Annotated in this window: 28 protein-coding genes and 1 tRNA gene; 12 read left to right on the top strand and 17 right to left on the bottom strand. The window is 66.4% G+C overall.

Translation table 11 applies throughout. From position 1 onward, the window contains the following. Window positions 1–35 precede the first annotated feature (35 nt). Window positions 36–569 carry a hypothetical protein gene (locus IFT90_RS00765; protein WP_192040580.1) on the top strand — a complete coding sequence of 178 codons (534 nt, stop codon included), beginning with the start codon at window positions 36–38 and terminating at the stop codon, window positions 567–569. Window positions 570–629: 60 nt separating this feature from the next. Here the strand turns inward: IFT90_RS00765 and IFT90_RS00760 are convergent, their stop codons facing one another. After that, window positions 630–1,052, bottom strand: a complete 423-nt coding sequence (locus IFT90_RS00760) for a VOC family protein (RefSeq protein ID WP_192040579.1) — start codon at window positions 1,050–1,052, stop codon at window positions 630–632. Window positions 1,053–1,173: 121 nt separating this feature from the next. Here IFT90_RS00760 and IFT90_RS00755 point away from each other — a divergent pair, with 121 nt between their 5' ends. The 4 genes from IFT90_RS00755 to IFT90_RS00740 all read left to right on the top strand — a co-directional run bounded on the left by IFT90_RS00755 (window position 1,174) and on the right by IFT90_RS00740 (window position 4,142). Further along, complete coding sequence (locus IFT90_RS00755) at window positions 1,174–1,818, top strand: TetR/AcrR family transcriptional regulator (RefSeq protein ID WP_192040578.1); 645 nt, start codon at window positions 1,174–1,176, stop codon at window positions 1,816–1,818. Between the two features lie 102 nt (window positions 1,819–1,920). Continuing rightward, entirely contained in the window at window positions 1,921–2,778 is an 858-nt protein-coding gene (locus IFT90_RS00750) for a 3-hydroxyacyl-CoA dehydrogenase (protein WP_192040577.1), read from the top strand. 198 nt (window positions 2,779–2,976) lie between these two features. Next, complete coding sequence (locus tag IFT90_RS00745; RefSeq protein ID WP_192040576.1) at window positions 2,977–3,219, top strand: hypothetical protein; 243 nt, start codon at window positions 2,977–2,979, stop codon at window positions 3,217–3,219. Window positions 3,220–3,266: 47 nt separating this feature from the next. Further along, on the top strand, window positions 3,267–4,142 hold the full coding sequence (locus IFT90_RS00740; RefSeq protein WP_192040575.1) for an aldo/keto reductase: 876 nt from the start codon (window positions 3,267–3,269) through the stop codon (window positions 4,140–4,142). Between the two features lie 278 nt (window positions 4,143–4,420). Here the strand turns inward: IFT90_RS00740 and IFT90_RS00735 are convergent, their stop codons facing one another. The 7 genes from IFT90_RS00735 to IFT90_RS00710 form a co-directional block, all read right to left on the bottom strand. Further along, window positions 4,421–4,630 (bottom strand): hypothetical protein, encoded by a 210-nt coding sequence (locus IFT90_RS00735; protein WP_192040574.1) that lies wholly within the window; start codon window positions 4,628–4,630, stop codon window positions 4,421–4,423. A gap of 167 nt (window positions 4,631–4,797) precedes the next feature. Beyond that, entirely contained in the window at window positions 4,798–4,986 is a 189-nt protein-coding gene (locus IFT90_RS00730; protein WP_192040573.1) for a hypothetical protein, read from the bottom strand. A gap of 284 nt (window positions 4,987–5,270) precedes the next feature. After that, window positions 5,271–6,206 (bottom strand): hypothetical protein, encoded by a 936-nt coding sequence (locus IFT90_RS00725; protein WP_192040572.1) that lies wholly within the window; start codon window positions 6,204–6,206, stop codon window positions 5,271–5,273. Then, a complete protein-coding gene (locus IFT90_RS17450; RefSeq protein ID WP_371812032.1) occupies window positions 6,203–6,538 on the bottom strand; it encodes a DUF6527 family protein in 336 nt (111 codons plus the stop codon). Before IFT90_RS17450 ends, IFT90_RS00725 begins: the two co-directional genes overlap by 4 nt. After that, the gene (locus tag IFT90_RS00720) at window positions 6,526–7,902 is read right to left on the bottom strand and encodes a ThiF family adenylyltransferase (RefSeq protein ID WP_192040571.1); all 1,377 of its coding nucleotides are present in this window, start codon (window positions 7,900–7,902) and stop codon (window positions 6,526–6,528) included. The genes IFT90_RS17450 and IFT90_RS00720 overlap by 13 nt, the downstream gene beginning before the upstream one ends. Continuing rightward, entirely contained in the window at window positions 7,899–8,282 is a 384-nt protein-coding gene (locus tag IFT90_RS00715) for an E2/UBC family protein (protein ID WP_192040570.1), read from the bottom strand. The genes IFT90_RS00720 and IFT90_RS00715 overlap by 4 nt, the downstream gene beginning before the upstream one ends. Beyond that, a complete protein-coding gene (locus tag IFT90_RS00710) occupies window positions 8,279–8,743 on the bottom strand; it encodes a multiubiquitin domain-containing protein (protein ID WP_192040569.1) in 465 nt (154 codons plus the stop codon). The genes IFT90_RS00715 and IFT90_RS00710 overlap by 4 nt, the downstream gene beginning before the upstream one ends. A gap of 92 nt (window positions 8,744–8,835) precedes the next feature. On the opposite strand from IFT90_RS00710, the gene IFT90_RS00705 reads away from it, so the two are divergent. Further along, window positions 8,836–9,039: a hypothetical protein gene (locus IFT90_RS00705; RefSeq protein ID WP_192040568.1), complete on the top strand. Its 204-nt coding sequence runs from the start codon at window positions 8,836–8,838 to the stop codon at window positions 9,037–9,039. Between the two features lie 1,071 nt (window positions 9,040–10,110). Here the strand turns inward: IFT90_RS00705 and IFT90_RS00700 are convergent. From IFT90_RS00700 to IFT90_RS17445, 5 genes are all read right to left on the bottom strand, one after another. Next, window positions 10,111–10,851, bottom strand: a complete 741-nt coding sequence (locus IFT90_RS00700; protein ID WP_192040567.1) for a hypothetical protein — start codon at window positions 10,849–10,851, stop codon at window positions 10,111–10,113. Between the two features lie 180 nt (window positions 10,852–11,031). Then, window positions 11,032–11,985 (bottom strand): nucleotidyl transferase AbiEii/AbiGii toxin family protein, encoded by a 954-nt coding sequence (locus tag IFT90_RS00695; RefSeq protein WP_192040566.1) that lies wholly within the window; start codon window positions 11,983–11,985, stop codon window positions 11,032–11,034. Then, on the bottom strand, window positions 11,985–12,680 hold the full coding sequence (locus tag IFT90_RS00690) for a hypothetical protein (protein WP_192040565.1): 696 nt from the start codon (window positions 12,678–12,680) through the stop codon (window positions 11,985–11,987). The genes IFT90_RS00695 and IFT90_RS00690 overlap by 1 nt, the downstream gene beginning before the upstream one ends. Before the next feature lie 393 nt (window positions 12,681–13,073). Next, window positions 13,074–13,508 carry a hypothetical protein gene (locus IFT90_RS00685; RefSeq protein WP_192040564.1) on the bottom strand — a complete coding sequence of 145 codons (435 nt, stop codon included), beginning with the start codon at window positions 13,506–13,508 and terminating at the stop codon, window positions 13,074–13,076. A 208-nt stretch (window positions 13,509–13,716) separates the two neighbouring features. After that, entirely contained in the window at window positions 13,717–13,992 is a 276-nt protein-coding gene (locus IFT90_RS17445) for a helix-turn-helix transcriptional regulator (RefSeq protein WP_192040563.1), read from the bottom strand. Window positions 13,993–14,098: 106 nt separating this feature from the next. Here IFT90_RS17445 and IFT90_RS00675 point away from each other — a divergent pair, with 106 nt between their 5' ends. After that, entirely contained in the window at window positions 14,099–15,085 is a 987-nt protein-coding gene (locus IFT90_RS00675; RefSeq protein WP_192040562.1) for a hypothetical protein, read from the top strand. Window positions 15,086–15,205: 120 nt separating this feature from the next. Beyond that, complete coding sequence (locus IFT90_RS00670; protein WP_192040561.1) at window positions 15,206–16,009, top strand: hypothetical protein; 804 nt, start codon at window positions 15,206–15,208, stop codon at window positions 16,007–16,009. A 3-nt stretch (window positions 16,010–16,012) separates the two neighbouring features. Here IFT90_RS00670 and IFT90_RS00665 read toward each other — a convergent pair whose 3' ends face one another. Continuing rightward, complete coding sequence (locus IFT90_RS00665; RefSeq protein WP_192040560.1) at window positions 16,013–16,453, bottom strand: DUF488 family protein; 441 nt, start codon at window positions 16,451–16,453, stop codon at window positions 16,013–16,015. Between the two features lie 119 nt (window positions 16,454–16,572). Between IFT90_RS00665 and IFT90_RS00660 the strand changes: the two genes are divergently transcribed. After that, the gene (locus IFT90_RS00660; protein WP_192040559.1) at window positions 16,573–17,106 is read left to right on the top strand and encodes a hypothetical protein; all 534 of its coding nucleotides are present in this window, start codon (window positions 16,573–16,575) and stop codon (window positions 17,104–17,106) included. Window positions 17,107–17,745: 639 nt separating this feature from the next. On the opposite strand, the gene IFT90_RS00655 is transcribed toward IFT90_RS00660, so the two are convergent. After that, window positions 17,746–18,255: a hypothetical protein gene (locus IFT90_RS00655; RefSeq protein ID WP_192040558.1), complete on the bottom strand. Its 510-nt coding sequence runs from the start codon at window positions 18,253–18,255 to the stop codon at window positions 17,746–17,748. A gap of 237 nt (window positions 18,256–18,492) precedes the next feature. Here IFT90_RS00655 and IFT90_RS00650 point away from each other — a divergent pair, with 237 nt between their 5' ends. Next, entirely contained in the window at window positions 18,493–19,389 is an 897-nt protein-coding gene (locus IFT90_RS00650; protein WP_192040557.1) for a site-specific integrase, read from the top strand. Next, window positions 19,386–21,305, top strand: coding sequence for a hypothetical protein (locus tag IFT90_RS00645; RefSeq protein ID WP_192040556.1), 1,920 nt, complete (start codon window positions 19,386–19,388; stop codon window positions 21,303–21,305). The genes IFT90_RS00650 and IFT90_RS00645 overlap by 4 nt, the downstream gene beginning before the upstream one ends. 240 nt (window positions 21,306–21,545) lie before the next feature. Here the strand turns inward: IFT90_RS00645 and IFT90_RS00640 are convergent. After that, window positions 21,546–21,636 (bottom strand) — tRNA-Ser (locus IFT90_RS00640). A gap of 214 nt (window positions 21,637–21,850) precedes the next feature. Between IFT90_RS00640 and IFT90_RS00635 the strand changes: the two genes are divergently transcribed. Continuing rightward, window positions 21,851–22,726 carry an SGNH/GDSL hydrolase family protein gene (locus tag IFT90_RS00635; protein WP_192040555.1) on the top strand — a complete coding sequence of 292 codons (876 nt, stop codon included), beginning with the start codon at window positions 21,851–21,853 and terminating at the stop codon, window positions 22,724–22,726. A 101-nt stretch (window positions 22,727–22,827) separates the two neighbouring features. On the opposite strand, the gene IFT90_RS17440 is transcribed toward IFT90_RS00635, so the two are convergent. After that, window positions 22,828–25,371 (bottom strand): Ig-like domain repeat protein, encoded by a 2,544-nt coding sequence (locus IFT90_RS17440; RefSeq protein WP_192040554.1) that lies wholly within the window; start codon window positions 25,369–25,371, stop codon window positions 22,828–22,830. Window positions 25,372–25,647 lie beyond the last annotated feature (276 nt).

The following is a 25,647-nucleotide window of genomic DNA, read 5'->3' as shown; positions in this document are numbered from 1 at the left end:
GACCCGGGGCCGACACCGGGCGTTACGATCGCGGCATGGGGACCGAGGGGGGATCGGAGCCGGCAGACACGGAGCCGACGACGAGCACGCAGCCGATCGACGAGACGAAGCCGAACGCGGGGTGGGTGTTCTTCGCCGTCATGGCCGTGGCCATGTTCCTGTGCGTCCTCACGGACGTCCCCAGGACGACCCTCGGGGCCGACGTGCTGCTCGCCGTGCTGGGGGCCCTGATGGCCGGACTCGCGGTCGTCCTGCGGCGGAGCTGGTTCCGTCTCTTCGCCGACCGCATGGAGTACAGCTCGCTGTCGGGCAAGGCCCGGGTGATGTGGTTCCGCGACGTCGAGGAGGCGGTGCTGCGGGAGGCTCCCTTCGGCGGCGGGCCGACCCTGAAGGTGCGCTCCCGCACGGGCCAGAAGCTCAGCTGGGATGCCAACCCCAGGAAGAACGACCCCGGGATCGTCACCGAGAGGCGGCTCAAGGCCGTCTACGAGGCCCTGGTCGCCTACGGCGTCGAGGTGGACTCGCAGAACTACATGCGGACGGGGCCGTTCCGCATGTGGCGCGTCTGACGCGGACGACAGCCGGCGACCACGTGGCTGCCTGACGCCGTCTCCCTGGCCGACGACCGCCTACTGCGCCGCGACGGCCTCCGGGCCGTCCGCGGCGGCGACCGGGTCCATCCAGCCGAGCTCGAGGACGTTGCCGTCCGGGTCGGAGAGCTGGCGCTGGTACATGAAGCCGAGGTCGTTGGCCGGGCGCTCCTCGACGCCGCCGCTCGCGAGCCCGGCCGTGGTCATCTCGTCGACGCGGTCACGGCTGTCGACCATGAGCGCGGTCATGGTCGACACGGTCGTCGAGGGGTCGCCGGCGGGTCGGTCGGTGAACGTCTGGAAGTAGTCGCGGACCAGCAGCATGAAGGCGGCCTGGTCCTCCTCGACGACGATGCAGGCGGCGGCGTCGTCGCTGAACGCGGGGTTCTGCGTGAAGCCGAGCGCCGTGTAGAACGCGACCGCGCGAGGCAGGTCGGTCACGGGCAGGTTGACGAACATCATGGGGACTCCCTCGTCGGTGATGCGCTGGTGCTCGCGATGGTCCTCCCGGCACGGCTCGTCGTCAAGCACGCCACCAGAACGGGGTCTGGCCCCGACCGCCGCCGCCTGGTGAGGTGGATCAGTGACCGACGTGCCCTCGCTCCCCCGCCCTGCCTCCCCCCTCGACGAGGACACCGAGCTGCGGGTCCGCGTCGTCGAGGCGGTGATCGACGCGTTCCGCACCCGGGCGTTCCACGAGACCGACGTCGACGTGGTCTCCGAGCTGGCCGGCGTGCCCGTCGAGACGGTGCGCGGGCTCTTCCCGAGCTGGAACGGCCTCGTCATGGCCGCCGTCGACCGGTGGAACGCCGAGCGCATGCGCCCGGTCATCCCCCTCATGCACGCGTACGGCACCGTGCGGTTCCTCCGCGGCATCGTGGAGCGCAACGTCCACGACCCGTCGCTGATGCGCCTCCTCACCTCGCTCCTGAACGTCGCCGCGACGCCGGGGCACCCCATGGCGCCGACCCTGCAGCACGAGTGGCGCAAGTTCCACGCCCTGATCCTCGGCGGCCTCACCACCGACGTCGAGGTCGGACGCGAGCCGGAGACGATGGACCCGGTCCGCGGGGCCGAGCAGCTCATCGCCCTCTACGAGGGGCTGCAGATGCAGTCGATGGTGCGACCGGAGATGGACCTGCTGGCCTCGTACGACCGAGGCGTGACGCGCCTCCGCGCCGGCTGGTCGCAGGACTACGTCGAGCAGGTCTGGGACCTCGACAGCTGATCGTCGGCGGCTGTCCACCGACAGCTGCCGTCCGGTCGCGGAGGAGTAGACCTCGATGAGGCGGGCGCCACGAGGCGCGCCCCCTCGAGAGACTGGAACCCCATGACCACGTTCAGCCACGTCACCGTCGTCGGCGCCGGCGTCCTCGGCGCGCAGATCGCCTTCCAGATCGCGACCCACGGCGTCGCCGTCCGAGCCTGGGACGTCGACGACGACGCCGTCACGGCCGCCGAGGCCCGCCTCCGGTCGATCGTCGAGCAGTACGTCGGCGACCTCGGCGACGAGCACCGGCAGGCAGCCGAGGAGGCGGTGGCCGGGATCGCCTTCACCACCGACCTCGCCGAGGCGGTCGCCGACGCCGACCTCGTGGTCGAGGCCGTGCCGGAGACGCTCGAGCTCAAGCAGGGCGTCTACGCGCGGCTCGCCGCCGCGGCGCCCGAGCACACGATCTTCGCGACGAACTCGTCGACCCTGCTGCCGAGCCAGCTGGCCGACGCGACGGGGCGCCCGGAGAAGTTCCTCGCGCTGCACTTCGCCAACCACATCTGGCGGCAGAACACGGCCGAGATCATGGGCAGCCCGCGGACGGACCCTGCCGTCTTCGACCAGGTCGTGGCCTTCGCGGGCGAGATCGGCATGGTGCCGATCCCCCTCCACAAGGAGCAGCCCGGCTACGTGCTCAACTCGCTGCTCGTGCCGTTCCTCGGCGCGGCGTCCGAGCTCGTCCTGCGCGGCGTCGCGGACCCCGAGACGATCGACGCCACCTGGCGCATCGGCACCGGGGCGCCGATGGGCCCGTTCCAGATCTTCGACATCGTCGGCCTGCGGACCGCCTACGCGATCTCGGCGGCGAGCGACGAGGAGGGGGCCCAGCTCTGGGCGGACCACCTCAAGACCAACTACCTCGACCAGGGCAAGCTCGGGGTCGAGTCGGGCGAGGGCTTCTACTCGTACCGGTGAGCGGGGCGGGGCCGTGCCGGTGAGGGTGCGGGGCCGTGCCGGGCGTCGCCGAGGGCCCGGCCGCTCGGCGGGGCGGCGGGCGCCGGGGCGCCGACTCGGCACAGTGGCGTTGGATGGACGGGTGATCTGGACAGCTCCCTTCTCGTCCCCTCTGTGCAGTCGGACGCGCCTGGCGGCTCCTGTCCGGAGGAGGGACCGGTGACCGTGGGGGCGACAGCGGCCGCGGTGGGCGCTGTCCTCTTCATGGTGGTGGGACTCGGCCTCGTGCTGTTCCGTCACCCGGTGGCGCGGCAGATGCAGCGTGAACGCAAGCGGCTCGGCCTCCACCTCGGCTCGGAGAGCCAGCCGGGCATGCTGCTCGTGGTCGGCCTCTTCTTCGTCGCCGGGTCGATCGTCGTCCTGCTCGCGACCTCCACCGACCTGTTCACTGGCTCGGCGTAGCTTCCCCGTCTGATCCCGGGAAGAACGTCGAGGAGCAGACTGCGTCCATGACCGACACCACCACGAACCGTCCCGCCACCGCCTCCGGCACCTTCAGCATCGGTGGGGACCTGCCCACCACCCGCCTCGGCTACGGCACCATGCAGCTCACCGGCCCCGGGGTCTGGGGCGAGCCGAGCGACCGCGGAGAAGCCGTCCGCGTCATCCGCCGGGCCGTCGAGCTCGGCGTGACGTTCTTCGACAGCGCCGACGCCTACGGCCCTGCCGTCACCGACGGCCTCCTCCGCGAGGCCCTCCACCCCTACGCCGACGACATCGTCATCGCCACCAAGGTCGGCAACACCCGCCAGGGCCCCGACCAGTGGACTCCCCTCGGCGTCCCGGCCTACCTCCGTCAGCAGGTCGAGATGAACCTCCGCCACCTCGACGTGGAGCGCATCGACCTCCTCCAGCTGCACCGCATCGACCCGAACGTCCCCCTCGAGGACCAGATCGGCGAGCTGGGCGCACTGCGCGACGAGGGCAAGATCCGCCACATCGGCCTCAGCGAGGTCAGCATCGACGAGGTGAAGGCGGCACAGGCGGTCGCCCCGATCGTCTCCGTGCAGAACCTCTTCAACCTGACCGACCGCTCCGCCGAGCCGCTGCTCGACTGGGCGACCGAGAACGGCTTGGCATTCATCCCCTGGTTCCCGCTCGCCACCGGCGGCCTCACCGGTTCGGACAGCCCGCTCACGAAGCTCGCCGAGCAGCACGAGGCCACCCCGGCGCAGCTGGCCCTCGCCTGGCTCCTCAAGCGCTCGCCCGCGATGCTGCCGATCCCCGGCACGTCGAGCATCGCCCACCTCGAGGACAACCTCGCCGGCGCGACCATCGAGCTCACCGACGCCGAGTTCGACGCGCTGACGGACGCGGTGAGCTGACCCGAGACTGCGTCTCGGATCCCTCCGGAGCACGCGAGACGAGAAAAGCCCCGGAACCCAGTGAGACTGGGTTCGCGGGGCTTTCTCGTGGCGGGCTGCTTACGAAACTCGAAAAGGCCCAGAAACCCGGGGGTGCGCGAATCGGACCCTCGACGCCATCCTCCGGATGACCTTCGAAAATCCTCTGACGATACAGCCGCCGCAAGGTGTGATCGCGCGAGGCAAGCTAGAGCACGCGGGAGCGCAAGGACTAACCCTTGCACCCCGGCGCGGCGCTCCTACTTGCTGACGCGCGGCCTGACAAAGAGAAGGACCAGTCCAAGGATCGCTAGCAGTGGCGCGACGATCCACATGACACTCTCGACGGGAGTGATCCCACCCACACCTCCCGTTGAGTCCGCGATGAGGCCACCCTGAAATGCGAGGGCAGCCGCCGCGAGGAGGAGCACGATTCCACTGGAGAGGAGAGCGACAGAGACGATCTTCATGGTTGCAGCCTTCTACTTAATGCCTGGCGTCTGATTTGCGGTGCTTACCAATTGCAGAGGTGGCTGAGGGGGTTCGAACCCCAGCCGGAGTTGTTGGCTCGGAACTTCTCGAGGTTCGTCGTGGTGACAGCGACCAGGTGATCGGAACGCACATTAGTCTGTGCGCCCTACGAGGTTCCGGCGGTGAAGTAGACGACGGCAACTACGACGTCTACAAGAGCGAGCGCCAGGATCGCCACCCCCGCAACGTAGCGACTACGCGTACTCAGCCCCTTCTTGCTTCCTTGGCGGTACGTCAGGAAGAGAATGCCGACAACTATCAAGGCACAGGACACAACTGGAACGATGACGATCACGACACAGTCCTAGCAGCCGCCGAAGAAGTAGGCCCCGGCAGCGAGTGCGCCTGCGGCCGTCGAACGGCAGCGGTCGTCAAGCCGCCCGCAGTGTTCGCCGGACCCCCCGATGGGTATCCCGTTCGCAGGGAGCGTCGCGACGGTGTCGAGACCCGCGCCAGATAGATGGCAAGGATTGCGGCCACCACACTCCTTGTCCATCGACGACGGCTCAATGCCAAGACGAATGTCTCCTCCGCTGGCTGGAACGCAGTTCACGGAGCTGACGCTCTGGCGCGCACGTCTCAGGACATAGCGAGGGAGGCCCAAGAACTCTCGAAGAGCTTGACCTTGCCGGTGGTGGACCATAGCTGCAGGCAGAACAGCCGCCAGTACTGGGTCCACAACTCATCATGCGGGGCGAGATAGGTAACGTTCAGGCCGAGACCACGAGCGGTCTCGTGAGAGATCATCTGTCCGTGTGAGTGCCATTTCTTCGTGTCGCTGAGTTGGTTCGCGATCTCGGTCGCACGGCCGTCGTCCTTAATCATTGCCTGGCCCAGGAGGGCTTCGGCGATGGAGTGCGACCGTTTGACCATGCGCTCGAGTTTGCGAACGGTGGCCGGTTCCATCTTGTCAAGCATCAGGCGGGCGACGGCGTCGTTGGGTTTGTGATTGAGCCGGTCTGCGTGCAGGTGGAATGCGTCGAGGTAGCTCTGCGCGGAGAGCGTTTGGACGTGACCATTGGAGTCGGGCAGGTCTACTTGCGGGTCGATCGCGCCGAGCTCGGATGAGTCAGACATGACGATGGTGTTCGCGCCGAGCGCGATGAGCGTGGCGGCGCTCTTAGCATAGTCGGGGACGATGACCCGGACGGGCGCGGCGCCGGCCCGTTTGCGGACTAGCTGAATCAGTTTTTCGGCCGCGTCGATGTTTCCGCCTGGGGAGTGCAACAACAAGTCGATGGCGGTGCCAGGGGTGATGTTGTGCAGCAGATCGACCATGCCTACGACATCTGTGCGGTCAATTTGTGGATGGGAGGCGACGTAGCAGATGAGGGAGGTGTCAGTGACCTTCTCGATTTCTCTAATGAGGGTCTGCCGGGCGTAGCGTTCGGCGTTCATTGCTTCATAGAGCGGTGTGCGGGTGGGGCCCTTGGGTGCCGGGGCCGGTTCGGGGCGCGGCGAGGGTGTAGGAACGTACCCGTTGTGCTCTGCGGGTTCAGCGTCAGGGGTGGTCATCGTCGATCCGTTCGTTCAATCCAGCGCACGCGGCCTTCACGTATAACGTAGTGACAGTGCCCGATGGGGCTGCGCTCATCGACACTGGGGTGCAGGGTGAGCGGGTAAGTGGTCCCGACGCGCCAACGAGGAATGTGGCCGGCGTCGAGGTTGAGCATTACGCGGTGTCCGCGCCGGCACGGGCAGTCGAATACCAGCCATTTAGGGTGACTGGGGGTGCCAACAATGACCCCATGTCGGGCGGACAGTCGTTCGGGAATGTCTGCGGCGGAGCGCGCGGTGGCGTCGGCTTTCAGGCGCCGCCAGTAGCGCAGCCGGTTCAGGATGCCCAATTTAGACCCAGGAACATATCGGTATCAGTGCCAACCCGGCGGGTCGACGGGTCGCAGTAATGGCTGGGGTGAGGGTCCTCGATGTTGCCGCGAAGAGTCCGATCGTGGATGTAGAGGATCAGCTCGGATGGAGTGGGGGTGTCGCCGTAGCCGACGAGGCGTTCCAGCAGTTCGCTGACGGCAGTCGCGGCAACGAGGGTGGTAAAGGTAACCACTGCGGGTTCGACCCCGGGCAAGGCGGGCGCGTATCCCTCTTTCTCGAGCCGCTGCTGTTCGTCGTCGGAGCGGGTCTCCGCCTCGGCGAGGGCGAGGTCGATGCGGCCCCGGCAGGTGAGGCATGCCGCTCCGGGGTGCAAGGTGGTGACCCGGCCGAACACGCCGGAGATGAGCCCGTTCTGATCTGCGGGGAGCTGCACGCCGCAGTCGATGACGGGAATTAGGTAGTAGTACGGCAGCCGCGACAGGCGCAGGCGACCGGCATTGTCGTCTGTGCACCCGAACACGATGTCCGCGCCGATGAGAGAGCGGGCGATGCTCTCGGTGAGGATGGACCCCTGAATGCGGGTTGTGTGAACGCCCTCGGCGATGCGTTCAAGGTGGTCCCCGAGGACGTCGACTTTCGGACGGTCTACGTCGGCGGGCGTGGAGCCGTAGACGCGGGTCGTGTTGGAGTTGGAGAGGTGGTCCGGGTCGATGAGGATGAATGAACGGACGCCGAGGCGGGCGAGCTGTTCAGCTGTAGCGGAGCCGGTACCACCGGCGCCGATGATGGCGACCGTAAGGCCACCGATGGTGGCTTGGATGCCATCGCCGAAGGCGCGAATGTTTCGATCGAACAGGGCCCTGTCAGCGCCAGCCGGAGCGTCGTAAGCGGGACGGAAGATCCACCGCTGCCCACTCACGGCGAGACGAGTGATCGGGGTGGTGATTTGTCCGCTGAGAGCGCCGGTGAAAGTGAGCGCGCCACCGTCGTGACTGACGACGAGGTAGCCGTACTGGTCCGTCTCGGTGCGGTCGCCGAAGAGTGATTCAAGCTGCTCGTTGACGCCACGGTCGTGGATGCTGGGCCGGGGGATGGCCCGATCGCCGGGGTGACTATGCACCCAGAGTGCGATCATGCCGCGGTCGCGGGCAGTCTTCAGGGCGTGGATGTAGCCATCAGAAGTGATCTGCAGGGCCCGGTCGGTGCGGATCTCATATGCGTCGTCGGGGACGGCGATAAGGTCGTTGCCGAGCAGGATGACGGTGCCGTCGTCAAGGGTGAGCTGGTGGGCGAGCAGGACGGCGCCGGTCTCGATCGGGTTGGTTGCCATGGCCACTAGCCCGTCGTGGAGGGGCCCGGCTAGGCGGAGGGTGGCGCTCATGCGGCCGCGCTCCCCAGTTCGTTGCGCAGCAGCCGCACGTAGCTTTCTAGGGAGTCGATCCCGGACCGCCACGCAGCAGGGTCCAGGTGCCGGGACCAGCGCTGCCAGCTGCGGCCGTCGTGCGTCTCGATGACTTCGGTAGCGGGGATAGATTGCCCACCGACGGCGGTGAGGTGGGGGATGACCCACCACATGTCCGGCGGGGTGTCGGGGTAGCTGGCCGAAAGGCGGAACAGCACGCTTGCGGTGCTGACGTTCAGCCCGGGTGGCAGGGGGAAGTCAATTAGCTCGACATTCAGCATGCCTGTGCCGTCCTCGAAGACCCGGTGGGTGATGCCGGACTCGTCGAGGAACTCGCGGTCCGGCTCGGGCAGCTTCACGACTCCTGTCCGGGGTTGATGCGGCCAGGAGCGGTGAAGAACCGCATGCCGTCCTTGAGGCGGACGATGTCCTCGTCCTGCACCTTGACGTCGCGCTTATCGGGGACGTCGCGCCAGAGGTCGCGGTCAACGGCGACGTCGGGGCTCGGCACGGTGCGCAACTCGGCACCAGTCATCTTCCGCACATACAGCTCGTACTCGACGCGGTCGATGCGGATGGTGATGGCATCGATCTCGGTGAAGAACCGCATGCCGTCGACCAGATCGACGGTGGCGGCCGGGTCGAGTTCCTGGTCCTGCTCGTCATCGATATCGAGCCAAAGGTCTTCACCGTCGGGAACAGGCGGCTGGCGCAGCGCTCGGAGCGCGGCGACCTGGGTGGGGCCGGCAGCGATCTTGTAGGGCTCGCCGTCGATGTGGATGGTGATCTTCTTCGCGCGGGCTTCTGCCTGTGCGTCCATGGAGTACTCCTTAGGTAGCGGTGGATTGACACCAAGATACCACAACACCGAGACAGGTTGAGATTTTTTTGATCCGGTGGCAGAATCAGGGCATGTTGGGGCAGAAAGCAATGACCATTCGCCTGTCGGCCGCACAGGCCGACCAGCTCGAGACCGTCGCGAGCGTTGAAAATCAGCCCGTGTCAGATGTCATCCGGGCCGCGATCGCGAGCCATATCGAAACCGTGAGCAAGGACGAGAAGTTTCAGGAGGGTCTGCGCGAGCGCATCGAGCGCGCGCAAGGTTTATTGCGCTGACCAGCCACTCTGAGGCAAGGATCCGACCGAACACTGACCAGTTGGGTGCCTTGCTCACGCGTCACGTGATCTGGGAGGGCGTCAAAGAAAACGATCGGACAGCCGCAATCGCCTTTTTAATTAGACATCGCTGACTCGCCGACGAGAAAGCAGTGCACGTTCTGGAGTGCCTACGGCGGCCCACTTCCCCGCATTGGCCTTGGGGGCGCGGGACTCGGTCCGCCCGTCTGCATCCATTAATTGCTCAGTGGTCCGCTCCCGCACGCTGTCTTGGCGCTCTTCCGTCGCCTGCGCAAGCCGGGGTATGCCGCACCCGACGGTGGCCCAGACGTCGTCGCCGCTGTCACTGAGGTCAGGGACGCGGTGCAAACCGCCGAAGGTGGCGTCTCGCAGGCGATCATCGCCTTGTAGCAGGCCACGAAGGCGCCGACCTCCGTGAAAATTAAGACAGCTGACAACGCCGTCGCCTCTGCTCACTGCGCTCTGAATGTTGCCGCAGCGGCGCAACCTGTGGACGGTACCGAAGTGGCCGATCTTCGGGACGCCCTCAGTCTCGCGGTGACTGTACGGAGAGCGCAGGGGATTCCCGCGGACGCAAGTGTTGAGCGCGGAGCGGCCCGCTCTGCACGCCGAGGCGGAAGCCGGCCGCATCGCCATCAAGGTGGTGGCCGTCCCCTAACGGCCACGGAGGTGGGAGTCGCGACTGCACGTCATCTGGACTCCTCGTGTAGCCCTGGCAGCCAAGAGTTGCTGGCGAGGTGGTGCCCGGCTCGCCACCCGAACCGCTCGGCGCCCCGCTGGACTCACTCAGTGGTGGCGAGCCGAGAGATTACGTCCTGCCGGCTCTCCGGGTCATGGAGTTCGAGCGCCGGGCGGTCATCGCATGAAGTCATCGGGCGATGCGCTGCTGCGCCAAGCAGGCGAACGAGGCCTCATCTCGAGGCCGCAGAAAACCAGCCTGGCCATCTAGAGGCGTGAGAATTCCGTGACCCCCTCCGTGTTCCCTAGAAGAACAAATTGGTAGCTCCGGGGCGGGTGGCGGAGTCGGACGTCATGCCTGCCAGGCGCCCCTCACAGCCACAAGAAGAGGGTGAGTCCGTACGTAACAACCATGGTCCCGGCTAGGAGCATGAGGCCAAATTTGGCTCCTACCTGTGCGGCCTCAGCGATACCTCGACGCCATGCGCCAGCTCGTTTCGATGTGCGAAGGCGACCAGTCCACCGATTCTCGAGTGTGCCGACGACAGCGGTCGCCTCTCCCGTAAGCCCGACCCCTTCTAGGTCAATGAGCCACATGACCACCATATGCAGCATGCAGACAAGGACGACCGCACCCAAGACGCGCAGGATGGTCAGCTGCGCCTCGTCGCTGAAAAGAGCCTCAAGAGCCAGGGAGGGGCTTTCCTCGTCGGCTGTGGCCGAGACCCCCACGCCGACAGCTGTTCCGATGACGAGAGAACCGATGAACACCGTCACGCTCCACACGCTCTTGCCAAAGGCCACGGCGCGATCAAAGAGAGCGCTCGTCTCCCGCAGCTTCCTTCGAGGCGGCACGGACGCAAGTATCAACAGCCCCGGAAGGACCGCCGCGCCCAACACGCCTGCCCAGGCTCCCAGCACGACACCGCCACTAAACGACGCAATCGCAGCCGGAGCAGTGACCACTGCGATGAGGATCGCAAGCCCAAGCGCAGCCGCAAGGGCGTCCCCAACGATGACGAAGCATCGAGCGGCGATGGAACCTCTCGAGGTCGGAGGAGAGCCGACGGGCTCAGAAACACCGGCGTGGTCCGTGATCGACGCATTGTCCATGCCTGAAATATAGGGCTCCCCCGCGACGTGTACGTCTCGGCTTCCAGAAGCGCACTTTGGGAGGACATGAGAACGGGTCAAGCGCAGACGCCAGGTTCCTTACGCAGACTTGCGAGTCTCAATCTGTGTGATGGCGAACCGATCGCCCTGCTGTTGGTCTCTCGCCACACGACGCCAGAGCTAGGCGTGTGACTCCTCAACAGTCAGCAGATCCCGGTGCGCCAGGACGCGCTCGGTTACTTCGCTCCACGAGGGCCTTGGCGCTCCGGGCGCGCACAGCTCTGCACAGGCCTGATCGAACGCGGTCTCGAGGAGACCCTGGATGTCGGGGTCTGTGAAGCTGGGCGAATCGGCTAGGGACCCAGTGATTGGTTCCGTGCCTTGGCTGTACCAGCGCTGGGATACCTCCTCGCAGTCCCGAACCATAGACGTCATCGAGTCGGGCTGGTCCTGCAAGTAGGCACGCGCGGGGGAGGCGTCCCCCAGCAGCTGGTAAATGTCGTAAAAGTGGCGTGCGCCCCGCCCGCCGCCGACCACCCTGCCGTCCGAAAGAGCAAAATCCCCAATGTTGGAAGCAGCAAGGAGTTTCTCAACAAGAGTTCTGGCGGGGTGAAGAACAGTGACTTCGAAAGGCTGCATGTCCGGGCCCGCGAGCCCCAGGCCAGCATCGGCGAGGAGGGGTTTGATGAACTTCTTCTCCTGGGGCAAGGGTCCGCCGCGGCGGCCGGACTCAAGCTGAATTGATTTGCTGATTCCTGCGGCCGACTGCGTGCGCCAAGCCGGCTGCACATTTACCTTGCGCATCAGTCCGGGCGCTTGCTCGAGGACTTTGGTCGTGGCCACTCCGACGGCGGCCATGCCAGCAGCATCGATGGCGTCAAGAATGAGCTCCACACGCTCAGGCGTATCCTCGGCGGGATCAATCAGCAAGTCGATGTCTTCCGAGAACCTGTCAATTAGCGCATACGCCTTGGAGAGGCTTGTTCCACCTTTGAAAACAACTTCGTCAGGGTGCTCCGCGAAGATTTGACGGAGAGTTCGCGTGACGTAGAAGTCCTTCTCGAAGTGGCGAGGGGAAACGCCTGCACGGGTCGCCGCCTCAAGGGACGCATCGCTTACTAGACGCGCATCCATTACGCGGCGATCCCGGCCAAGGCACGTCGGGTCGTGGCTTTCGACGCGGACGGCTTAATCCGCTGAGCGGCCTCATCTTTTCCCGCCACATGCAACACGTGCCGCAGCCGGTCTCGGACTGGGCCATCTTCGCCGGCGGATGCCTTCACGAGTCGCGCGCAATCCACCTCACCGTCGAGCAGCATCGAAGACATGTGATTGACAGCATCCTTGGGCGACCCCTCGAGAACGTCCGTCCAGTCCCCCAGAACCTCGAGGAAGGCGACTTCCAACGGGGTGAGACGGGCGGCTGCCCGAGGCGTGCGACGGGCGCGGTCAACGAAATGAATTCCCCGCACCGAACGGGGCTTTGCAACGGGGACGGCAATCGTCTCAACCGCGGGAACTTGCGTGTTCAAGCCCAGGGCGTTTGAGGCACTCAAACCAGCCCATCCAACCCCCTTGCTGTGAAAAATGGCACGAGTGAGTTGGAGGCTGTCAGGACGACTCATACCCCAGGGGCGGCGCGTCCCGCGCCAGTAGATGCCGTGATGGACCGCAAGAAGATCCCCTTGCCGCGCCATGCGCTGCAAGGCTGCCGTCACTGCCGACGCCGAGTAGTCAGGAAAGTCCGAGGTCGTCCAAGAGCGGGCACCGCCGCGCAGAACACGCGTGCGGACCGCGTGGGCGACGCTCACGGTTTTGGTCTGATTCATGGCAACTCCCTACGTATGAATCCAGGGTACGCATTCAGACATTACGGGTCAAGGATTCCACTGAAGGGTCAGCACTCGTATGTGCCCGTTAATTCCAGACTCGACCAACGGGCGACGCATCCATGGCCGCGAAGGGTTGTCCTCGATGAGCCCACCCATCCCCAATAACCGCGGGTAGGACATCTGCGATCACGGCGAATGTACGGCCTAAGCGGGACCCTGGCACGGCCGCTAGGGAGACCTGATAATCCTGCGGTTCGCCTTCGTTGGCTGTCGAGGAGGTAGTCATGGGCGAAATGTGCAGCCGACGGGTGACGCTCTAGCCTGCCGGCGCCGCCGCCGCCGCCGCCGGCTAGAAAGGCAGAAGAATTGCGGCGACTGGCACAATCCGAATCAGTTTTGACTACCAACCGAGCGCTCGGGCATGAGGTGCGCGGCGCTAAGCACGGCCTCTTGTGCCTCAGGACTTGATGCGACATACGAACCAATTTCCGAGGTGATCGCCACCCAGGTCCCCACGCGATGTCGGACGTCCCGCTCGAGACGTTCGCGGCCTACGGCATCGCATTCCCCCTCAAAAACGAAGCACCGCAGCTGGTCGTAGACGTGATCCCAACTGACGCTGAGACTGACTCGCTGGCTGCTGTCGAGGCGTTCGAAGCGAACGAGGCCGAGAGGTCGACCGCCTTTCATCCCCAGATCAGCGCCGACGAATCGCCACTCGTTTGCGTGTCGACTGTTGTCGGCGGTCCACACTTGAATCGAACCAGGGGCCCGATCGAGGCCCTGAATAAGCAGCTGGCCCTCCGCAACATCCTCGTGCGACATCCTGCTCCCTCCCCTTTGGCTGCCATCCTCACACCGCTGCAGCCAGAGCGGTAGTAGTAATGGCCACCGAGTGGCCTAAGGGATGATGCTCTCAGCCCAACCACTGGTCCCCAGTCAGCCCAGGCCCTTCTCCTCGAGGGCAAACCTTTGCGCCAACGTACGTTCAGTCGATTGCTCGCCTAAGCGTGCGCGGAATGTAGGCAAAGGCTCACGCTTGCTGCGGCCAAAGGCGTGCATCGAGGCCGCGTTCGAGCTTGGCGATGGTCTCGAGGTCGGGCCACACCTGCCCAGCGAGAACACTCAAGAGGGTTGTGTGGGTGATGCCGGAAGCCTCAGCAACTGAGCGAATACTGCGTGTACCGACCTCTCGGCGCACATTTACCGCGAACCGGCGGGCGACTTCGCCTACCGGGTCGCCAGACGGCACGTCCGGCCACGGGGAAGGCGCAAGCGCGACCGGTTTTGATCGCACGCTTCGTCCCATGCGTCAAGGCTAGGCGTCCTGCAACGGCCCCACGCTTCCCCAAGCCATCCTAACACAGATTGGTCATTGAAATGACCATAGGATCGTGGCGTTAGAGGGAGGAAACGTGACCGGCACGAAAGGCGGCAATAGGCGCGAGCAGCAGCTGTCAGCGCTGTGTGATCTAGCCGAGATCCCCATCGACTTTCAAGTCACCCAGCACTACGACTACACGCCGCAGATGCCAGCCGAGCACTGGAACGCGATCGAGGATTTTGTTCGCCGGGTCGTCCAACGAACCGCTCCCCTCACCGCCTACTCCGAGAAGCAGCTCTACCCGGCAGCCTCACGCCTAGCCCTCTTCGCCTGGGGTACCGCAGGCCTACCTCTCGAAGACGGTGTCATCTTCGATCCAGGCGTCATTGAGCGGTTCACTCGAGCTGAGCTTGCGGCTTACAGCCACGCTGGACGGAACACGATTCGTGCGCGCCTGCGCCGTATGTCTGAAGCCCTTCTTGGCGCCGATGCTGCCGGACGCTTCCGGGCTCTGGGCAAAGCTGAGGCTTCGCGGCCGTACTCCCCTGCGGACGTCGCTTCACTTCGCAGCTGGTCGACAGCGCAACGACAACTCGAAAGGCGGACAAGCGCCGCCGCTCTCCTCGCCCTTGGGCTTGGAGCGGGCCTCACCGGGCAGGAAATCATCCGGCTCAGGGTCGAAGACATCACAGAGGATGCGGACGGGGTGCTGGTTGGCGTGACGGGTGACGGTGCGAGGGACGTCCCGGTCCTCCATCAGTGGGAAGATTTCCTGCTTGAGCGGATGCGGTTCGTGGGCCCGAGCGGCTGGGCGTTCCGATCAGGGCAGCGCGGCGGCAACGTGAACCTCGTCACTGACTTTGCCTCTCGAACGCCGGCACCATCTCTGCCGCTTCAGGCGCGGCGCATGAGGGCGACATGGCTGACCGAGCACCTCGTGGCCGGGACCCCGTTAGCCGCACTGCTCCCCGCGGCGGGTCTGGAATCCGCCGGCGCGCTCGACAGGGTCCTGCAAGCCATCCCGCCCGCTTCGGGTGCAGCAGAACGCCTGGCGCTCAGGTCGCCGAAATCTCCCTAAGCACCTCACGATTGGCGCAGCCAAGCCGACGAAGAGGATCCCTACGCCTGCATAGACTTGGCAGAACCACGCGTGGGTGCGTGGGGCTAGTCGAGCTTGGGGGAGCAGATGCGCGAGCGCATGAAGGTGTTGATCACAGTGAAGGCCGCACCCGAACCGTCGAAATCGTACGGCGACACGGTCTGCGTTGCCGGCATCCGAGTCGACCGCGAACCCCACGAGTGGATTCGCCTCTACCCCGTGCCATTTCGACACCTTGCCACTGAGGAACAGTTCTCCAAGTACCAAGTTGTCGAGCTCGACGTCAATCCGCCCCAGCGAGACTCACGAGTGGAAAGCCGTCGCCCTGTATGGGGCAGCTTGACCATCGGCGAGGCCGCCCTAAAGGTGCCCGCGCGGGCAACCGTGCTCGAGCCCATGCAGACCAGAACCATGTGTGAGCTCGTCGCAGGCGTGCAGGCCAACATGAACGCTCAGTCTCTTGGGCTCGTGAGGGTGCGGGAGCTGCAGCGCTTTGAGATCACGGACCATCCAGGTTGGACCCCCGACCAGCAAGCGTCTATATCGGCTTCCCTGGAGCCCACGCTCTTCGACGACCCTGACGCTAAGCCGGTGCCGGCCCTGGAAGCGCCCCGCCTGCGGGTTTACTACAAGTACCTCTGCATGAGTGAGGACTGTGGCGGGCACCGCCAGAGCATCCTCGACTTCGAGATGTCAGCCCTGCAATACCGAGGCAGACATCTGCCTATCGAGGAGCTGAAAGCCCGAATCACCACGAAGTTCCGAGACGAGAAGTTTGGGACGGACAAGAGGACATCTCTTTTTGTGGGCAACATCGCGGACCCGATGAAGCGGCGGAGCTTCTCCGCCCTCGGGGTCTTCACCGTTCCGGCTGGATCGGACTACTCCAGCACGCTCTTCTAGCCGCTACGCGGGCTGACGAAGCTGCTCGACGACTGCCAGAACGATCGCTCGGTGGCACGTTGACTCATCTGCCTCGAAGCACATGACAGCGACCTTGCGATATTCGGCGAGGGATGAAAGCTCAACCAGGGCAGCCCGGGCGGAGTCGGACTTTAACTCCTCGGAGTACCGCGTCCGGCTGAGCTGGCCAGCCTCATCTTCAAGTGCGAACCCCGCCCGGTTGTCCTTCGGGTTGCCGAGCGCCCTCAGGTGTCGGTACTCAATACCTGCACCCGCCAGCGCGGAAGCCAGCGCAACTTTTGAAAAACCACGCTTTCTAGACAGTGGGTTTAGGCGAACGTCAACTACCACCTGAACGCCGCGAAGACGCAGTCTGCTGATGAATGCGTCGATGTCGAGGCCTTCATAGCCGACACCGAGCAGGGCGCCCGAGGTTGTGGTCATGCCTCCCAGTCAAGCATGCACGCCACGTCACTCCTGCCCGGGCTTCGTCGAACCACGCCTTTTGCTGATACTCCCGTGGCGCTGGCTCTAGCGGCACCGGGCAGCAGATGGTAAATGTAATGACCGTGACCGAGCCCGCCGACGCCGACCAAGTCCCGCCGCCCCGCTTCAGCCTGCTGAATATCCACCGAGACCGCCTCGACCTCAGCACGCTCCTAGACGGCAAAGCCACCCCGGGCGCGGTGTGGACCGCCGCACCTCAAGGGACAGTGCACGGCCTCAGCATCGAGCTCGACGGTCAGCGAGCAGAAGTCGCCCTGGACCTCCACACCCTCGCGATCACGGAAACTAGCAGCGACGCAGCGCCCGAGAGCCTCCGGGAACTAGCCCGCGGAACGTACCTCCGCTACCTGCACACGTGCCTCACCCTTGGGGCCTTTGCGTTCGAATTCATCCCTACAGAGAACCCGGCAGGAACCGTGAAGCACGAATCCCTCAGGCTCGCCAGCGCAAGCCTCGGAGCCGAATGGCTCGGACAGCTCCCCACCGTGAGACGTGTGGCCTCCCGGCGTCTGCCGCTCCGCTCCGAGCTGACCGTCATCGAGACACCTCTGCCCCAAGGCAATGTGGACGTCCACGACAGCCGGACTTAGGCCTCGTGATCGACATCGACATGCGCTGCGACTATGGCAGCACCGCTCAAGGCAAGCTCTTGGCTAGCTGGCCGCGATGCCGGCACCGTCACGACGCTGCAGCTCATCGTTGGTGTCCCCAGGACATGGGCAGACGTCGCCTTGTCGGACGTGCCGGAAAGGAGACAGGAGTGGCTTTGGGCACTTCTCCGAAGTTCAGGAAAAGCGGCCTCCCAAAGGTCGCGATTTCTCTTTGGGAGCATTAGGTGCCTCTACAGCAGCCTGACTAAGTCGGCGTTGAGATGCTCCGCCTGCTCAGCTGGCGTTCCCACCCGTACGACTGCCTGGTAGAGCTCGGCTATGTGGTCAAGATCATCGAGCCTGCTGCTGTTGTGCGGTCCCCAGAAGAGTTCAAGAGGGAGAGTGAGAGTCCCCGAACGCGGCCCAGTCAAGTCAGCAAGACTCTCCGGCTTGGACGCTCCCATGACATCCTGAATGAAGACGCGGTTTGCTGCCTCGGTTACGTGACTCCCTCCCCCTCTGTTGGTGTGGTCTTGGTAAGTCCATGCGCAGCACGCTGGCGATTAACGCCGGTCGATGCCCGCCAGCGTGCGCATGGCCGTCACCAAACCACACGCGCAAGGGAGAACCGTCCCCCAGCTACAGCAACGAGAGCGCAACTCCCCCGACCAGCCCCAGGAGGGCCGAGAGGACAGCTGCATAAGACACATAGAGCCAGCCGCGCCGTCGAGCGATTTGGTTCCTAAGTGCATTCGCTCGTGCGCGAAGCCGCCTAAGGAGGAGTTCGCGAGGCGAGGTAACTTGCCCGACAGCATGAATTTTCGGGTCGTAGATCGGGGCAATGGTCTCATCCTGGCGAGTTCGGACGAATGCTGCGACAAAAGTAGCGATGACCGCGACGCTTGCCAGCATGAGCGACCACACCAGCGCTGGCGCTTCTGCGGCCCCGAAGGAGGCCAGTATCGTCGCGTCGGCCGCAACGACGAGCGCACACACCACGAGGGAGGCACTCACTACTTTGTCGAGTTCTTCGGATCGCGTCTCGAGCATGTCGTGTTCGCGTTCGGCCAAGAGAAGTTCGTGATCCGCCCCGTTTGATTGATTGCTCGCGGGTCGCAGATGGGCAAGGACAGAGTCAAGAGTGAGCATGATTCAAGCTTAGGACGGGGTCAGATCGGCACCCCCGAGTGAGGGGTGCCCCAGGCAATTTCGTAGGACCTGACGATTCGACGCTCTTCGCCTCCACGAACCCTGGCTGAGCCCTTGCAAGTTGCCGCATGCCCTAATTACGTGAGCAACTCCCCCCTTACCCCTTCCCCCGCAGCGATACGTCTAACACACTCTGGTCATACTAATGACCAACTCGCCGAGGAGGTGCGCGACGCGATGGATAAGTACCGCCCGCAGCTCGCGCCAGCCCGCTGGGCGCCCATCCGCGACTTCGTCCTCGAGCTCGCCAAAGAGCTACACCCGCCGACCCCGAAGTACGCCACGGACGTCTGCAGTTTCTTGGCCCGCCACGTCGACTGGGCCCTCACCACCGCTGGTCTCACCCTCGACCGGGAGGACATGTTCCTTCCCGCCCTCATGCACCGCTCCGTCACCGAGACGTACACGTCCCCCAAGACTCGGCAGTTGATGGAGGCCCGGCTGCTAAAGGTCGCGGACGCTATCGGCGAGGACGGTCGCGTTCACCGCCTCCGGGTCTCGGTCGAGGACGTTCAGCCCTACACCCGCGAGGGCCTCGTTCACGTGTCGTCGTGGGTGGTGTCGCAAGCTGACCCCACCAAGCGCCGGTACGGCTACGCGATGCTCGCTTTCTGCGGCGGGGCAGGGCTTCGAGCAGCCGAACTGGCCGAGCTGCGAGCAGGGGATGTGACCCTCACGACTGAGGGGTATGTGGTGGCCGTGCCGGGTGACTACGCACGGAGCGTGCCTGTGCACCCGGACTGGACCATGAGTGCCGAGAAAGCTCTTGAGGGAATCAAGGCCGACGACCACGTCATCGGCGCCGACCTCTCACCCGAACGGCGCCGACACCAGCTCTCTCACTTCGGCCGCCACCGGCGAACGGGTGCCGGCAAAGGCAAGGTGTTCATCGGCGCGGAGCGACTGCGTGTGACCTGGGTCATCCAGATGCTCGACGCCCTCCCCCTCGCCACCCTCGTCCACATCGCCGGCTACAAGAACCCCTCCTCGCTTGTGCGCTACATGGGCCACAGCACCCTTATGCCCCAGGACGAGCTGTTCGCAGCGATGCGCCAGACGGTCGTGACCCGATGACCGCGGCGGTGGAGAACCACGATGACCTCGAGGCAACCGAGGTCGGCGACGACGTGATGTTCGATCTTGGCGGCTTCTCCGAGGATGAGATCCGGGCATCGTCAGGCCGGATGACGATGTTCACCGCGAGCATGGTCGCCCAGTACGCCCGCCGCGTCGACGCCGCAGGCATCGTTCCCCTCATCGAACAGTGGCGACAGGAAGACAGCTACGGGCGCGCACCCGGTGGCCGGCCGCCGATGCTGGACGACCGCATGATCCTCATCGCCTCGATGCTGCTCATGCGCGAGGAGAGCCCTCTCCTCGTCACCAACCTCCGAGACCTCTTCTGGCGGCGCCTGGACCACCGCGGCCGCGACACCATCGGCATCAGCCACCTGAAGCCCACCGACGATGACGACAAGGACGCCTACAACTGGTACTTCCGTGTCTGGCGGGCCCTGCACCGCCTCATCGACACAATCGACGCCTGGCCCGTCGAGAAACGCCAGCTGATGACTCTCGCCGAGCGAAACCGCCAGTTCTCCCTCCGCGACCAGAACATGGTGCGGCTGAAGAAGGAGCGCAACAAACGCTTCACGAACACGATGCTCGAGATGACCCTCAACGAGCAGCCAGAAGAGCTCCGCATGAAGTGGCAGGGCGCCCTGTCAATCGACCAGACGTCCATTCGGGCACCAAGCCAGCGGAAGCCGTGGGGGCGAAACAAGAAGACCCGCGAGGAGATGCCGCGCTTCAACCCGAAGACGCGGGAGGAGATGCCGCGGCACATGCTCGAGATCGACGCGATCCCCTACCCGGCGGACAAGTCAGCGCCGAACAAGGACCACACCACGGCGACCGATGGCAAGAGCGGGTCGTTCCGCGGCTGGCCTTTGTCGTACATGGGCAACATCATGATGCAGGCCATCGAGGACCCCTCCCGGCCTGCCGAGCACCCGCAGCTCATCATCGCTGGCGGACTCGGCCGCATTGGAGCCGAGGTCTCCGAACACACCATCTCGGCCGTCGACTCCGTCCTCGAGCGCGGCCACAAGATCACGCGTCTGACCGCTGACCGCGGGTACAACGGCGGCATGAAGAAGGAGAACTTCCACCTCCCCATGAAGGAGCGTGGCATTCCGCTCGTCGTCGACTACAACACCAAACAGCGCGGTATCAAGGGACAGACCGCCGGTTCCATCCAGGTCGAAGGCGCGCATTACTGCCCGGCCATGCCCAAGAACCTCATTCAGGCGACCGTTGACGTCGAAGCACCCAAGTCGGCTGCGGACAACATCGATCCCGAGACCTACTACAAGCGCATCGACGAACGGGTGCACTACAAGCTCCGCCGGAAGGAGAAGCCCGACGCGGACGGCAACGTCCCCATGATGTGCCCGGCCGTCGGCCCGAACGCCACCGTCGAGTGCCCCCTCAAGGAGCTCCACAACAAGGCTCCGGACAAGCCGCGCCCCGTCGTCCTGAAGCGGAACCTGCCCGCCGTCCCCGACAAGATCTGCACTCAGACCTCCGTCAAGTTCGCCCGTGAAGACGGCATCGAGACCGAGCAGGCGCTGCACTACGGCAGCCGTGAGTGGCACGAGATCTACGAGCACGATCGCAACAGCATCGAGAGCATCAACGCGTACCTCAAGACCGGACCCGAGCGCATGGACGAGTCCGCCGGCCGACGCGTTCGCGGTCTCGCCGCCCAGTCCTACATCTTCACGATCATGATGGTCACCACCAACCTGCGACGCATCGCCAAGTTCATGAACACCCGCCGGAAGGCGCAGCCGAAGACGCCGCCGCCGATCCAGCGAAGCCGCGACCGGAACAACCTCACGAACTACAGACGCTGGTACGACCGGGTCGATGGCGTCTTCGAAGAAGACCTGCCCCCGGAGGAACCCGCTCCCGAGCTTCGGACTTAGCGAGCCCACTCCCTTCTGACACTTCACCTAGCAAGACCGGACAATCTGCCGCGCCCGAAAGGCGCGGCTTTCGTCATGTCGGGCTCGGGAGCGAACGGTCACAGCTCAAGGGACCAGGGTCGCAGGGGTCGAAGTGGTGAGATCAGGCCCCAGAGACGAGAAAAGCCCCCGGAGATCCGGGGGCTTTCTCTTAGAGGCTAGTTACGCAAACGGATTTCGCCAGTTCCGTAATGAGCCCCGTGGCGGTACCGGTGGGATTTGAACCCACGGTGGAGTCAACCCCCACACATGTTTTCGAGACATGATCCTTCGGCCGCTCGGACACGGTACCGGGAGAGAGCTTAGTACATCCGCGCCCCCGTGTCGAAACCCGCCTCCGGCCACCGTGAACCGGCAAGGAGTGCTGCCCCGAGGCCGGCAGCGAGCGCTTCGTGACGGTTCGCCGCGCCTCCTCGAGAGGCCGCAGATCGACCCCGGAGACCCCGGCGAGGTCGATCTGGGGACTCTCGCGGCTCCGACCTGACCGCCGGGCGTACGCTCCCCGCATGCCCACCCGTCACCCCCTCGCCTTCTTCTCCGGAGTCGGCGTCACCCTCGCCGCGGGCGGGGCCCTCTTCGCCGTCTGGCGTCGCGCCCTCCGCAGCCAGCGCTCCGCCGCCGCGACCCTGAACGACCTGCTTCCGGTGCACTCCGCCTGGTGGCGCGACCGCTTCGACCGCAAGGGCAAGCTGCTCTACGTCGCTCTCGGCGACTCGACCGCGCAGGGCATCGGGGCGTCGAGCCCGGCGCGCAGCTACGTGGGCAGGTTGTCGGTGCGGGTCCGGCACGCGACCCGCACCTCCGTCCGGGTCGTCAACCTCAGCGTCAGCGGAGCCACCACGTGGCTCTGCCGCAAGGACCAGCTGCCCAAGCTCGAGAAGTACCAGCCCGACATCGTCACGGTCGCCATCGGTGCGAACGACATCATCGACTTCGACGCCGAGACGTTCGAGCGCAACCTGCGGCACATCTACGAGGCGCTGCCGAGCCACGCGATCGTCGCCGACCTGCCGACGATGTGGATCCCCGAGCGCGAGCACCACATCGCCGAGGCGAACGCGATCGTGCGGCGCCTCGCCGACGAGCTCGGCCTGACCGTCGCACCCCTCTACGACACGACGCGCAAGCAGGGGCTCGTGCGGACGTTCCGCAACTCGGCGGGCGACCTGTTCCACCCGAACGACCGCGGCTACCGCGTCTGGGCCAGCGCCTTCGAGCCGGCCATCGCCGCCCGCGTCGCGCGGATCGCTGCCGACCACGCCGTCACGGACGCCGACGCCAGCGTGCACGACGCCGCGACAGCGGGCTCGACGGCCCGCACCGCCGAGCGTGCGGCCGCCCGCGCCTCGGCCCGCGGCACGGAGACGCTGCCCCGCCGCTGACCCGCCGCTGACCCGGGTCGCGACGACCCCCGCGCCCCGAGGCCGCGGGACCGGGCCCGCCGTCAGGCCGTGCCTGGTCCCGGCAGCCGAGGAGGCGCCTCCTACCGGACCGTCAGCGTCGCGGCCTTCGAGGTGCTCCCGCCGACGTTCGGGGTGCCCGAGTACACGACGACGATCGGGTAGGTCCCCGGCTTGCGGAACGCCGGCACCGCGAGGGTGACCTTGCCCGCGGAGGCCGCGGTCAGCGTCGCCGTGCCGATCGTGGTCGAGCCCGACTTGAGGGCGACGGTGCCGGTCGGGGCAGCCACCCCCGGCACCGTGACCGTGACGGTCGCCCGCGACGTCAGCACCTTCGAGACGGGGGCCGTCGGCAGCGAGACGGCGGCCGTCGAGGGGGCCTTCGTCACCGAGAACGACTGCGTCGCGCTCGTGGACGGCAGGGCCGCCGCGGCCGACGGCGTGAAGTCGGCGACGAGCCGGTGCGAGCCAGCCCTGGTGCTCGCGGGGGCGACCCACGACGCCGATCCTCCGGTCAGGGCCACCTCGGCTGCGGCGACGCCGTCGAGGCGGAACACGACCTTGCCCGTCGCGGCGCTGCCGGCGATCGGGTCGACGGAGGCGGTGGCCGTCACCCGGCCGGACGAGGCGTGCACCTGGGTGGCCGAGTCGAGGCGGAGCGTCGTGCTGGTCGAGGCCTTGTCCACCGTGACGACGGCGGTCGACGAGGTCGAGGCTGCCTGGTCGGCGCCGGCCGGCGTGAACGTGGCCCGCAGCGAGTGGGCGCCCGGCTGCAGCGAGGCAGGGAGGCGGAAGGCCGCCGTGCCGTCCTGGGCGACCGGCACCGTGGCGAGCGTCGTCGTCCCGTCGAGCACCGCCACCGAACCGGACGGCTTCGCGCCTCCTGCGACCGCGACCGTCGCGGTGAGGGTCGCCGTCGTCGACGAGCCCCACGTCTGGCGCGCGCGGTCGGCGCGGAGGGCCGTCGTCGTCGCCGCCGTCTCCTGCTTCGGCGCGGGTCGGCCCGCGGTGTCGCCCACGGGCGCGGTCCCCGTCGGCGTGCCGCCGGCGAGGCTCACGTCGAGCACGGCCCCGCCCGAGGGCGAGGTCGAGGTCGAGCGGACCGTCACGGTGAAGCCCCCGCCGGTGCTGGTGAAGCTCTCACCGGCGTCGAGGTGCGTGTCCCGGCGCGTCAGGTCGCCCGCCTTCACGGGTCCGGCGGCCACGACGGCCGTCGAGACCGACGAGCCGAACAGCGGCATCGCGCGCAGCACGCGCACCTCGCCGACGGCACGGTCGCCGTTGAGGGCGCAGCGCACCAGCGTCGTGTCGAGGGAGGAGCACCGCGGCGACGCGCCCCGGAACTCGGCGCTCGTCGCGTCACGGCCGCTCGCGGTGCGGTACTCGACCCAGTAGGTGTCGCCGCTCAGCGGGTCGACGACCTGCACGGCCCGGCCACCGGCGGTGGTCGCCGCGCCGTCGAGCGCGCCGACCGTCACCTGCTGCCGGGTGCCCGGCTCGCGGAGCGTCGTGGCGTCGACCTGGAAGCCGGCGCGGAGGCGCTGCGGCGTCGAGAGGTGCGGTCGCGCACCCGAGACCGAGTAGCCCATGATGTCGAGGAAGTCCGCGTACTCCTCGACCGGGCACGCCACCGAGGTGTCGGTGTCCGCCGCGTGCGCGAAGTCCGAGAGGGGCGCGTCGACCGTGGTGGAGCTGCGGCACATCCCGGCGCCGGCGTGGCCGAAGCCGAGGTTGTGGCCGAACTCGTGCATCAGCACGGGGACGCCGAGCGCGGTGTCGGTGCCGACCGAGCTGAAGATCTCGCCGCCGCCGCCGCCGACGGTGCCGAACGCGGCCGAGCCGCAGGTCTCGCGGGTCAGGACGAGGAGGTGGTTGTCCGTACCGGCCCAGCGGTACGAGGCGAAGGCGCCGCCGAACGCGGTCGTGTGCACGGAGTCGAGCACGGCCGACGGGTCGCACGTGCTCCTCGACAGCGACGTGCGCTCGATCCCGCCGAGACGCACGTCGACGGTGCCGCCCGACTCCTCCCACCAGAAATCGTGCAGCTGCTGGATCGCGGTCGTGACGGACGCGTCGTCGGGCGGGGTCGCGGCGTCGTCGGCGGTGGTCGTCGTGACGGTCGCGATGCTCACCGAGACACGGTGGACGACGGCGACGGGAGCGGCCTGGGCCGACTGCGTCGGCTGCTGCGCGCCGCCTCCCTCGACCGCCGTCTGCTCCGCGACCTCGGCCTCGCGCGCCTCGACCTCCGCCGCCTCGGCGTGCAGGTGCGGCGCCGTGACGGGGGTGGAGGGGACGGCGATCATGTCGTCGGTGAGGTCGGGCGCGGCGGGGGTGCCGCCGCCGGCGGCCGGCGCACCGGACTCGTCGGGGACCGCGGGCACGTCCGGGACCGCTGCCGCCGACGTCGCCACCGGCGCGTCGGACGCGGTCGGCGCGGACGTCGTCGTGGGGGCGGCGGTCGGCGCAGGCGTCTCCGTGGGGACGGCGGTCGGCGCGGACGTCGCCGTGGGCGCGCCGGTCGGGTCGACGGCCGCGTACACCGACTGCCCGTCGACGAGGCCGCCGGTGACGATGACGGCCGCGACGAGCACGGCGGACGCACGGATGAAACGAGGGGTGGGCACAGCGGACTCCAGTCGTGCGGGGAGCTGCGCGGTCGTCGGGACCGCACGCTCGTGAGCGCAGGGTCGTCGGGACCGCGCGCTCGTCGACGCGGGGTCGTCGGGACCCCGCGCACGTCGCGCGGTCGTCGGGACCGCGCGTTCACCGCGACTTCGATGCAAACACAGGGACTTCACCCCCCGAGCCCCCCACAACGGGTCCAGTTCGCTCTCCGGACACGGTGCGCGCCCCCACAACGGGGCCGAGGAGGCGCCCCCGCTGTCGGACGTCCCACCTAG

Origin of the sequence: Frigoribacterium sp. CFBP 8766 (genome assembly GCF_014841435.1) — a bacterium.
Taxonomy (GTDB): Bacteria; Actinomycetota; Actinomycetes; order Actinomycetales; family Microbacteriaceae; genus Frigoribacterium.
This window is presented reverse-complemented; position numbering and strand designations above follow the sequence as displayed.

Coding starts and splice junctions, on each gene's coding strand:
- IFT90_RS00765 (WP_192040580.1), top strand. CDS start 36: ATGGGGACCGAGGGGGGATCGGAGCCGGCAGACACGGAGCCGACGACG.
- IFT90_RS00760 (WP_192040579.1), bottom strand. CDS start 1,052: ATGATGTTCGTCAACCTGCCCGTGACCGACCTGCCTCGCGCGGTCGCG.
- IFT90_RS00750 (WP_192040577.1), top strand. CDS start 1,921: ATGACCACGTTCAGCCACGTCACCGTCGTCGGCGCCGGCGTCCTCGGC.
- IFT90_RS00740 (WP_192040575.1), top strand. CDS start 3,267: ATGACCGACACCACCACGAACCGTCCCGCCACCGCCTCCGGCACCTTC.
- IFT90_RS00735 (WP_192040574.1), bottom strand. CDS start 4,630: ATGAAGATCGTCTCTGTCGCTCTCCTCTCCAGTGGAATCGTGCTCCTC.
- IFT90_RS00725 (WP_192040572.1), bottom strand. CDS start 6,206: ATGACCACCCCTGACGCTGAACCCGCAGAGCACAACGGGTACGTTCCT.
- IFT90_RS00720 (WP_192040571.1), bottom strand. CDS start 7,902: ATGAGCGCCACCCTCCGCCTAGCCGGGCCCCTCCACGACGGGCTAGTG.
- IFT90_RS00710 (WP_192040569.1), bottom strand. CDS start 8,743: ATGGACGCACAGGCAGAAGCCCGCGCGAAGAAGATCACCATCCACATC.
- IFT90_RS00705 (WP_192040568.1), top strand. CDS start 8,836: ATGTTGGGGCAGAAAGCAATGACCATTCGCCTGTCGGCCGCACAGGCC.
- IFT90_RS00700 (WP_192040567.1), bottom strand. CDS start 10,851: ATGGACAATGCGTCGATCACGGACCACGCCGGTGTTTCTGAGCCCGTC.
- IFT90_RS00695 (WP_192040566.1), bottom strand. CDS start 11,985: ATGGATGCGCGTCTAGTAAGCGATGCGTCCCTTGAGGCGGCGACCCGT.
- IFT90_RS00690 (WP_192040565.1), bottom strand. CDS start 12,680: ATGAATCAGACCAAAACCGTGAGCGTCGCCCACGCGGTCCGCACGCGT.
- IFT90_RS00685 (WP_192040564.1), bottom strand. CDS start 13,508: ATGTCGCACGAGGATGTTGCGGAGGGCCAGCTGCTTATTCAGGGCCTC.
- IFT90_RS17445 (WP_192040563.1), bottom strand. CDS start 13,992: ATGGGACGAAGCGTGCGATCAAAACCGGTCGCGCTTGCGCCTTCCCCG.
- IFT90_RS00670 (WP_192040561.1), top strand. CDS start 15,206: ATGAAGGTGTTGATCACAGTGAAGGCCGCACCCGAACCGTCGAAATCG.
- IFT90_RS00665 (WP_192040560.1), bottom strand. CDS start 16,453: ATGACCACAACCTCGGGCGCCCTGCTCGGTGTCGGCTATGAAGGCCTC.
- IFT90_RS00660 (WP_192040559.1), top strand. CDS start 16,573: ATGACCGTGACCGAGCCCGCCGACGCCGACCAAGTCCCGCCGCCCCGC.
- IFT90_RS00655 (WP_192040558.1), bottom strand. CDS start 18,255: ATGCTCACTCTTGACTCTGTCCTTGCCCATCTGCGACCCGCGAGCAAT.
- IFT90_RS00650 (WP_192040557.1), top strand. CDS start 18,493: ATGGATAAGTACCGCCCGCAGCTCGCGCCAGCCCGCTGGGCGCCCATC.
- IFT90_RS00645 (WP_192040556.1), top strand. CDS start 19,386: ATGACCGCGGCGGTGGAGAACCACGATGACCTCGAGGCAACCGAGGTC.
- IFT90_RS00635 (WP_192040555.1), top strand. CDS start 21,851: ATGCCCACCCGTCACCCCCTCGCCTTCTTCTCCGGAGTCGGCGTCACC.